Origin of the sequence: Allomuricauda sp. TY007 (assembly GCF_010468565.1) — a bacterium.
In the GTDB taxonomy this organism is placed as follows: Bacteria; Bacteroidota; Bacteroidia; order Flavobacteriales; family Flavobacteriaceae; genus Flagellimonas.
This window is the reverse complement of record NZ_WUEG01000025.1, coordinates 1-9,477: the sequence shown is the minus strand read 5'-3', so window position 1 is coordinate 9,477 and position 9,477 is coordinate 1. Positions and strand designations below refer to the sequence as shown.

Annotated in this window: 4 protein-coding genes; 1 reads left to right on the top strand and 3 read right to left on the bottom strand. The window is 44.0% G+C overall.

Annotation, left to right across the window (positions count from 1 at the left end; translation table 11 throughout):
* The coding region (locus GO009_RS17045; RefSeq protein ID WP_163627924.1) for a malectin domain-containing carbohydrate-binding protein at positions 1-5,265 on the bottom strand (5,265 nt) is incomplete at its 3' end.
* A gap of 558 nt (positions 5,266-5,823) precedes the next feature.
* Entirely contained in the window at positions 5,824-6,726 is a 903-nt protein-coding gene (locus GO009_RS17040) for a hypothetical protein (protein ID WP_163627923.1), read from the bottom strand.
* A 200-nt stretch (positions 6,727-6,926) separates the two neighbouring features.
* Here GO009_RS17040 and GO009_RS17035 point away from each other — a divergent pair, with 200 nt between their 5' ends.
* The gene (locus tag GO009_RS17035) at positions 6,927-8,297 is read left to right on the top strand and encodes an exopolysaccharide biosynthesis polyprenyl glycosylphosphotransferase (protein WP_163627922.1); all 1,371 of its coding nucleotides are present in this window, start codon (positions 6,927-6,929) and stop codon (positions 8,295-8,297) included.
* Between the two features lie 337 nt (positions 8,298-8,634).
* Here the strand turns inward: GO009_RS17035 and GO009_RS17030 are convergent.
* On the bottom strand, positions 8,635-9,477 hold an 843-nt coding region (locus tag GO009_RS17030), incomplete at its 5' end, for a PKD domain-containing protein (protein WP_163627921.1).

The window sequence follows — 9,477 nt, the reverse complement described above, 5'->3', positions numbered from 1 at the left end:
GCTCCCATTATAGGCCGTGGCCGTAAGGGTATAGTTCCCCAACGGAAGGTCCCTCTCGTTGTAATCGCCCGATAGGTCGCCGAACAACGCGTAGGGCGCTACGCCCTCCCGCTGGGTGGCCGAAACAGGGCCCGTMAGTTCCAGAAGTACGCTGCCCGGTCCACCGAGTGTGTTCGCACGAATGTTGAGGGACTGTCCGCCGGACGGCCCAAGGTCGATCTGCTGACCGTCCACCAAGTTGAACAGGTCCGTGTCCATTGAGGCATCCACCAAGGTAAGGCCCACAACGCCTTCACTATCTACATCAGTTCCCATAAGTGCTATACTGGCCGTATTTGAATTACCATAGTCAATGGTTAAAGTTGCGGTTTTACCTGCTCCGGCACCATTTAACGATACGGTTATGGTATGGGTTTGACCGGGATTAAGAAGGGCATTGACAAGCGCACCAGAATCTATACTGAAATCTGAAGCGTTAGTGCCCGAAATCCCCATAGACCTAATAAATACCCCCACGTTTCCGCCCATCACGGACAGGTCTATATCTAGAGTTTGGTCGTCCTCAAAAGCAACGCTCTCGGTAAACTGTAATGTACTCGCCTGGGTTTCCGTTCCTACTGGGGCATCCACGCCCAAAAACTCCATGTTCTTTTGGTTGCCTCCGCCCCTGCTCGGGGCACCTGCCAAAATATGGATTCCTGGGCCCGAGACAATGGCCTGTGTACCATGCCTCTCGTAGTTCATATCAGGCAATCGCTTCCAAGCACCTGTGATGGGGTCATACTCTTCTGTGATTTTAAGGGCATCATCCGTCAATACCCCATACACCACTTCATCCTCTACCTCACCTCCGATAACTATTAACTTATCGTTGAAATTGACCGTCGCGGCTCCTCCCCTTGGCGTTGGAATATTTTGTCCGCTGGGCAAAGTACCCCAACTTCCCGTTGCAAAATCATAAACATCGACCTCTGCGATCGTGGGGGCCCAGACCCCTCCGGTACCGCCAGAAAGCCTTCCTCCCGCCGCATATAGCTTGTCACCAATAACCACTGCCGAAAAATGGTCCCTTGCCCTTGGAGCATCCGTTAGGGCGGTCCAAGTCCCTGTTGAGGGGTCGTATACGTCAAACCAGGGCACATACCCCCCGTCATGTCCGTCGGTGTTTCCCCCCACTACATAAAACTTATCTTGATAAACCACCAAACCGGATGATCCACGACGTCTATTGGTCGGGATTTCGGGTCCTTGTATCCATTCTTGGCTAGCTGGGTCGAACATCCAGATAAATTCTGCGGGGATTTCATTGGGAAATGCATTTGTTTTAAAGGAGCCAATGATCCAAATTAGGCCTTTGTATTCTGTGGCCTGGAAATGATTGAACTCAAATGGGGCCGAGTCGGATAATGAAGTCCAAGTATCTGTTCCGTAATCATAAATATCAATAGTCTGTGCATTTTCCCGACCTCCCATGAGGTAGAATTTATCACCGGCTTGCACAAAGGAATTTTCATGTCTTGCCGTATAATTTAAATTTTCATTCTTGTCCGTCCAGAAGTACTCCCCGTCGATGGTCCATTGAAAACTGACTATTGTAACATCCTCCGTTGTACCATCACTATCATCAACGGTTATAGTAACAGCATAGGGACTTCCCTCGACCGCATTTGCTTCTATGGTCCCTCCTATTTGACCGTTGGTCGGTTCAATAAAGAGCCCTGGTGGAAGCCCTTCGGCGGCATAGGTCAGGTTGCCGTCCCCACCATTGGCATCAACGATCAAGCTTCCGTTGAGCTGTTCGCCGGGGCTGCTGATTTGATTTGGGATATCAAATACATATATGGGTGTGCTATTATCGGAAACATCCAAAATCTCAATACCATTGACCAAAGGGTTCTGGATAGCTCCATGCAAAAATTCGATATCTATTAGCCCGTCGGATACTTTGACGATATGACTTATCACACCGCCCGATGCATGTCCAAATTTTTCCGAAAGATCAATATCTGTTATAAGGGGCAAATCAATTCCTTCTATAAGTGCATCAAAAATGCGCTCCCCAGGTTGCGATGTACCCGAGTAGCCATTACCCATGTATAGGCGTATCTCATAATTGCCGTTTTTGGGAACGGGAAAGGAGTAGGTCATGTTCGGGGCACCGCTCGCTTCATCGAAACGTTCGGTATCGAATATGGCCAAGGGTGTGGTATCGGCATCAATACTTGGGTCCAAGTTGGTGATGGTTCCTGCATAGGTCGTATTGGTTCCCGGCTCTGCCAAAAATGGAGAGTTATTGCTTGACTGATCCGCGGCCCAGGCCATATCGCCATCAATGGATGCTATCTCCTGGCCTCCTGCATTAACCCTATAGATCACAATACTTTCCTCTATGACCTTAACGGTAAAGAACATATCAACAAACAAGGATTCACTATCGGTTGCCCTAATGGTGATTGTGCTTTCCGCAGGTGTTGTTGGTAAAGTTATGGTCAGCATATTGCCTGTTATGCTTGCACCAATGTTGGGATCGGTATTGTTCTCAACGGAGTAGCTTAAATTTTCCACGCCTAGGTTATCATCAAAAACGGTATCCAAATCGATGGTTTCATCGGAAGAGCCTACAATATGCTCCATATCAGCTATACCTTGCACCACGGTAGGCGAGCTTCCGGTAATATTCAAAAAGTCCCAGCTACCTTCCAACTCAACCCCTTCGGTATTGGAAGTGCCTATAAGTCCAAGGGCCAAATCCGTTCCTTGACTTTGAATGGCTTCCAATATGCTTCCCCCTGCGGTAAGACGACCTATCTCAACAGGGGCAGCACCATCAATTTGATATTCAAAAGTCACTTCTCCCGTTGAAGGGTTTACCACAAAATGGAACAAAATTCCAGTTTCAGGACGATCAGGCTCTGGAATAGATGCAGTGATCGGCGAATCGGCCTCATCGTTTATTTCCTGCTGTACTAAAAGGCCATTGGTATTGACTACAAATTTGATGTAATTGGATTGTGTCCCGTCCCCTATAAAAAATCCAAGTTCGCCATTGACTGCTTCCGTATTGCCGTACAAACGCGATTCACCTGTAAGCCCGACCATGCCCCCTGTAACACGGAATACCCCGGTGGAAACATCGACTTGGGCACCATATTGCAGCCCCTTTTCTTGGGTATTGGAAATCCCCAATGCAGTGCCCGAGGTCATGTGCATGGTTACAATTCCCGGGGCGCCTCCCATTACATCGTTTGGATTGGGATCGTTGGGGTCATCCCTCCTATCGGTAAAATTGAGCCAATTCCCATTTCCGGTTCCATTGTTCATGAATCCTGTGAGCCCCAAACCAAGATAACCGCCCAGCCCTTGCTGATAGTTAAAGAAATCATTGGCAACGGGCAAGGTAAAGGCATCGCTTCCGTTTGTAGTGGGGTCTCCCAACTGGAAGGGGTCATCCACATCGGGAATACCGTCAAAATCGTCATCGGGGTCGTTCAAATCGGAAACCAATGTACCCCCTTGCAGACTATCGAAGTCCGAAGGTTGTGATCCCCCGTTACAGATATCGGTACCGTTATCGATTTCATCCTGATTGGTATAGCCGTCAAAATCATTGTCGGCCAATGGGTCATACCCAGGATTTCCAGGCAGTATGCATTCCACAAAATCCAAGGGCTCAAACACTTGAATGTTACCGCTTAAATCACCTGTCCAAATGGTTCCGGGAAAAATTTCATCATCGTCAGTAGTTGCAATGGCCAAAACATAGCCTTTTGTTCCCGACAAAAAGCTTTGGTTCAAACTTTCCAATTGCCCATCGGGGGTCAACTGTACCCTTCTTATATTTCCGCTGCTTGCCGTTGCGAGCAAATCTCCTTGCATGGCCCCATTGAAATTGGAGGCCCTGTATTCGGCGATTCCATTTGTGTTGGTGCTCCATACGGCAATTTCACCATCTAATGGTCCATCGGGATTGTCCTCGTCCGGACCACGCCAGTCTCCTTCCACCACGTTGGCCAATTCCACGGGAACAGGTGGCCAATCTGCAGGGAGTGCGATACTGGGGTCACTTGTGTATCCGGCACCTGGAGAACTTGGATCATATATCTGGGTTCTAAAAACAGCTCCTAGGTTTCCATCGCCTGGAGCGGTATACAGACCAGCACCCGCAGGATTTGCTCGCACAGGGTTGGGATGGCCACCATAATATTCCCAGAATGTATAGGTGGACAAATCCGTTGTTACCAATTGTAGGTGGTCCTTATTGTTTATGTGCTCCCCACCGGAATAGGATTGGCTTCCGGGCTCATTTGGGTCATAATCGTTGTTGACATTGGCAGTTCCCTCATTTACTGGAAACCCGCCCCAACCTCCGTTGGCACCGTTGTCGGTCACATAAAGTGCTCCCGACTTTGTGACCACCAAATCATAGGCATTCCTGTAACCCGGTGATAGAATTTGAACGGGACCGTTGGGCACCACCTTTGCCTGGTTTAGGCCATCGTTGCCTCCCCAAGGATCATTAATGTCGACTCCATCGTAACCGGGTGAATCTGGATCGGTTATACCATTGACATTGGCTCGTGTAGGGTCATCAAGCGTTGGTAGGTCGTAAATATATTGACGTCCATTGTCCAATTGTACGGGCATACTGTTAATAGCATCAAGGTCAATGGCCAAAACAGCTGCTGCAAGTGCATATTCTGTGGAAAACACAAAATTAACCGAGGGGCCACCCCCATTGGTATGGCCTCCTTGGGCCACCAATAAATATTCCTTACCTCCTATCGTTACCAAATCCAAACCATTTGTAGCATGGTTTTCCTCAGATCTTGGCAACCCACGCACTATATCTACCACGTCCCATGAACTCCCTGTCCAGCTGAACCTGGTAATGACCCCTGAGTTGGTGTCCAGATCTACATCACCATTACCGCCCCCAGAACCTGCGCCTATTCTAACATCGCTAGAGGAGACATAGAAAACCGGGTTCTCGGCCGAACCGCTCACTACGATTCCTATGGTCTCGCGTGTATGGCATTGGGAATAACTTCCACTACAGGGCGATCCATCATCATCATGGTTAACGATACCTTGGATATCATCCAAAACCTCCACATCAAGCACTTCATAATCGTTTGTCAAGTTCCGTTCTATGGTGAATATGTTTACCATTCCCTTAAGGGAGGTAACATACAATCGATTATCTGGACCGTACATCATTCCCGTAACCCCACCACTCAAATCCTCATTGCCATTGTACTTTAGCAATGTTTGGGAAAAACTTACTTGAGCTGAAATCGAGGAACTATAAAAAATAAGGAAAAGGATACAAAGGAAGCCCGCGCACCTCTGCATTGTGGAGTAGTGTTCTTTCATTTTATTTGTTGGTTTGGTAAACGTAAAAGGAGGAGGAACAATCCCCAAACGTGCTGATTTTCATTTTCATCTTGTGTTATTGTTTGGGGAACTATACGAAGATAAATCACAAGCTTGAACCCTCATAAAGCGGAAATGGCAATTAGACCAACTACCATTAAGATCGACGAACGCCATTTTGATTCATACACCTGACAATCAATGGCTTATATTTTGTAATATTATTCTTGTTAACCTGAATCCTTGTAAAATAAGGTATAGTCCCTTACATGAAATACTCATTGATTTTTGATAGGTAGAAAGGAATGCACATCACAGCAAGATACTTCTTGAATGAGACGACATGATAAATAGAAAATTAAGATTGGATTAGCCCCTAACCTATATCAATAGACATTAATTAAATGTCACCAACTACGGGCTTTATTGGGCCAAGGTTGAATGTACTTCTTAAACGGATTGTTGATTCAGGAAGTTTGAATTGTTGCCAATGGGAATGGTCAGGTTTTCATTGACACTTACTTTTTGGTCGTGAAGGACTTTATTTTCACCACTTCTAAGTTTCCTATTGACAAGGACCCCGTTTTTGTTTAGGTCGATCAATGTTAACTCATACTGAGACGAATCCAGGTCCTTTGTAATCAGATTGACCAGATAAACGGATTCGCTCTTGTTTAGGATCTTGTCGATAAACTCCATATAATCATCATTGTTGTTCCCGAGCAAATCCTCATGTATGTACCAGGAATCAATTTTGGAAATATATTTATCGCTAAACCGTTTTACAAAATGTTCACTGTTCAATACCAAAAATTGGTCGTTCCCCCCATTTCTTTCTTCAAGCAGGGAAATCATGGACTTTAGTTTCTTTACTCCCAAGGCATTGTTGTAGACCAGTATAGAGGAATTTTGTACTTGTTTTGAAATTTTTAGGGTAAAGAATTTATAAAGGTACCTGGAAATCGCAAGGGCACTAAAGCTCAATATACTGTGAACAATAATAATAGATAGCGGCACCATTAAATCCTTTTCCATAAACAGTTTTCCATTTACGACCACTAGGACTATTGTTAAAATATTGGCCAGACAAATGGCATTGAAAATGCTATATACTTCACGTACGGTATTATATTTTACATATCCTTTGTAAATGCCTATAAAAAGGAAAATAAAGGATGTAAGCGCTACAATAATTGGCAATTGGATCAACATTCCGTGGTTCCAAATATCCGGAAGGATAAGGGAGCACAGAAAGTACGACAGCACAAAAGATATACTGGTCAACAATATATCAATTAGAAAAACTAATCGTACGGGGAACATTTTATTGATGCGAAGATTGTTCTTGGTCATAACAAAATGAATGATGGTTTTAACCAAATTTAAGACTAAAAAATCCTGAAGGGGAACTCTCGGATTTCTTTTCGTCAAACTTCAAAAAAATCGGGTGTTCGTATATGAATCTCGAAAAATGAACGTTTGTTAAATAGGATTTTTATCCCGTGGTGCTTAGGCGTACATTTGAATTGAGCTCTAATAGCATATAGAAAATTATGAGTACAAAACCTCTACTGAATACCTTAGAAAGAAAATCCATTCTGTTTTTAGGTGATTTGACATTGATCGGGATCTCTCTAAGAAACTTTGTTTTAAGGGCCGTTGATTACCAGAATGAAGACCCCCTTTTCTATCAAATAACGATTGTTGCCATTGGGGTGGCCATTTACTTTGTTTTGGCGTATATTTTTGAAACTTACAATCTGGAGAAGGTTCCCAAATCCATCACCTATTCCATTATAAGGATATTCACCATTACATTTTTGTTCACTATTTCCATAGTGGGGGTTACCACATTTTTCTTTGCTTTTGCCTATTGGCAATTGTATTTACTGGTTTTCATCATTTTCTGCCCTATCCAGTTATCGTTATGGCGCTTGCTCTTCAATTATATTTTCAAATTTGTCCCTACGACCAAACGGGTTCTCTACATATACGACGAAACGACCAAGGATAGTTTGGAGAAAAACCTTGACTATATCAACGGAGATGACAACGAGACCTACTATAAAGTTGTTTCCACTTATTTAAATTCCGAGGATAGCGATCCCATCAGTGAGAACAAGCTTATTGAAAAAAGTATAGATTCGTGCATTATCAATACAAGGAGTTACAACCATTTTTCCAAACAAATGGAAAATATGCTGGTAAATTCATTGTTGTCGGGAAAAGAGGTACTCACCTATACTTCGTTTTATGAAAGTACCTATGAGGCACTTCCCATAGATTCCCACAATGACAGCCTTTACGAGATTTTGCAATTGAGCAATAATAAAATCCATTACTTACAGGGCATTGCCAACTTTGCATTCAATTTTTTCCTAACCTTGATCTCGGGAATCGCTTTTTTGCTTTCCATACCATTTGTATTTCTATTGAATATTTTTTTCAATCCTGGACCTCTCTTTTACACCCAATTGAGGGTGGGCAAACATGGAAAGGAATACAAAGTTTTTAAGTTTAGGTCCATGGTTGTGGATGCCGAGAAAAAAGGTGCAAAAATGGCCACCAAAAACGATGCAAGGGTTACCAAATTTGGAAAGGTTTTGCGAAAATTTAGGGTGGACGAACTGCCACAGGTCTGGTCCATTATCCGTGGGGACATGTCCTTTATAGGGCCCAGACCGGAAAGAAAGGTTTTTGTGGACAAATTAAACGAGGTCACTCCTTTTTACAATGTTAGGCACCTTGTAAAGCCGGGCATCTCCGGTTGGGCACAGGTCAAATATAAATATGGTGAAAATCTGGAGGACTCCATTAGAAAGCTGGAATACGACCTTTATTACATCAAGAATAAATCCGTGGTTCTTGATTTACGAATTATTTTTAAGACGCTTTCGACCATTTTGTTTTCGAGGGGTGTTTAAAGCAGCATGATCAATTTTTTGAAGTGATTTAAACCAAAATACATCATCCTTAGGATAAGGATAATCTTGGGTGTGGATTAAGATAAATTGCCATTGCAAGTGCCTTAGATGATTACAAATACGGGCAGTTCGACAAATTTCCAGCCTTTAATCGGCCATTTGGTTCACTAACTAAAAACATCTTCCTGTTCAATGGGGAATCAAGACTTTCTCCAGAGGGTTCAATATATGGTTCCCTTACCCCAATTGGAATGTAATGATGGTTAGCAAATTGTTTGTTCAATAAAAAAGACCTCGAAATCGAGGCCTTTTTTTAATCAATTTAGTTCGTATTACTTTAATTAGAAACCAAGAACTTAATTCCTATCGGATCGCCATCACTCAATTCGAGGGTGGCATAATAAAGTCCACTTCGCAACATAAAGATTGGTATTCGATATGCATCCAAATCAGCATCATACGTTTGTGCTGGATCAAATGTTTCCACAAGCCTACCCATGGAATCGTGCAAATGAATACTGGTCACCACTACGTCGTCGTGTGGAAGCTGGCTTAATTGAATACTTGCATAATCTTCATTGATCGGAACTGGATTCGGAGCTACGCTAGCGGTGGTCTCAGAATCTTCAACAACTTCGATATCAACGGTAGCTGTATCCGTCAACCCTTCACCATCAGTTACTGTTAGTTGGGCAGTATAGTTGCCAACCTCGTTGTAAGTATGGGTTGGGTCAGCATCCGTAGAACTGGTACCGTCACCAAAGTCCCAAGCATAACTAACTATCTCAACATCATCAGTTGAATTGCTTCCCATAAAACTCACTTCCAGCGGTGCTTGACCCTGTGTTAAGTTGGCTGAAGCAACTGCCTCTGGAGCTTGGTTTTCAGTTGCTTCTGTAACCACGATCTGAATGGTTGCAGAGTCCGACAATCCAGCTTCATCGGTAACGGTCAAGGTGGCATCGTAGGTCCCTGCATTTTCGAATGTCAGTGTTGGATTCATTTGATTTGACGTTCTACCGTCACTGAATTCCCAGAAATAGGTATCGATGCCAGCATCGTCTGTTGATGCCTCACCATTAAAAATAACCGCCAATGGTGCTTGTCCCTGTGTTGGGTTGGCTGAAGCAACTGCCTCCGGGGCTTGGTTTCCACCTTCTTCTGTAACAACTATGTTTAC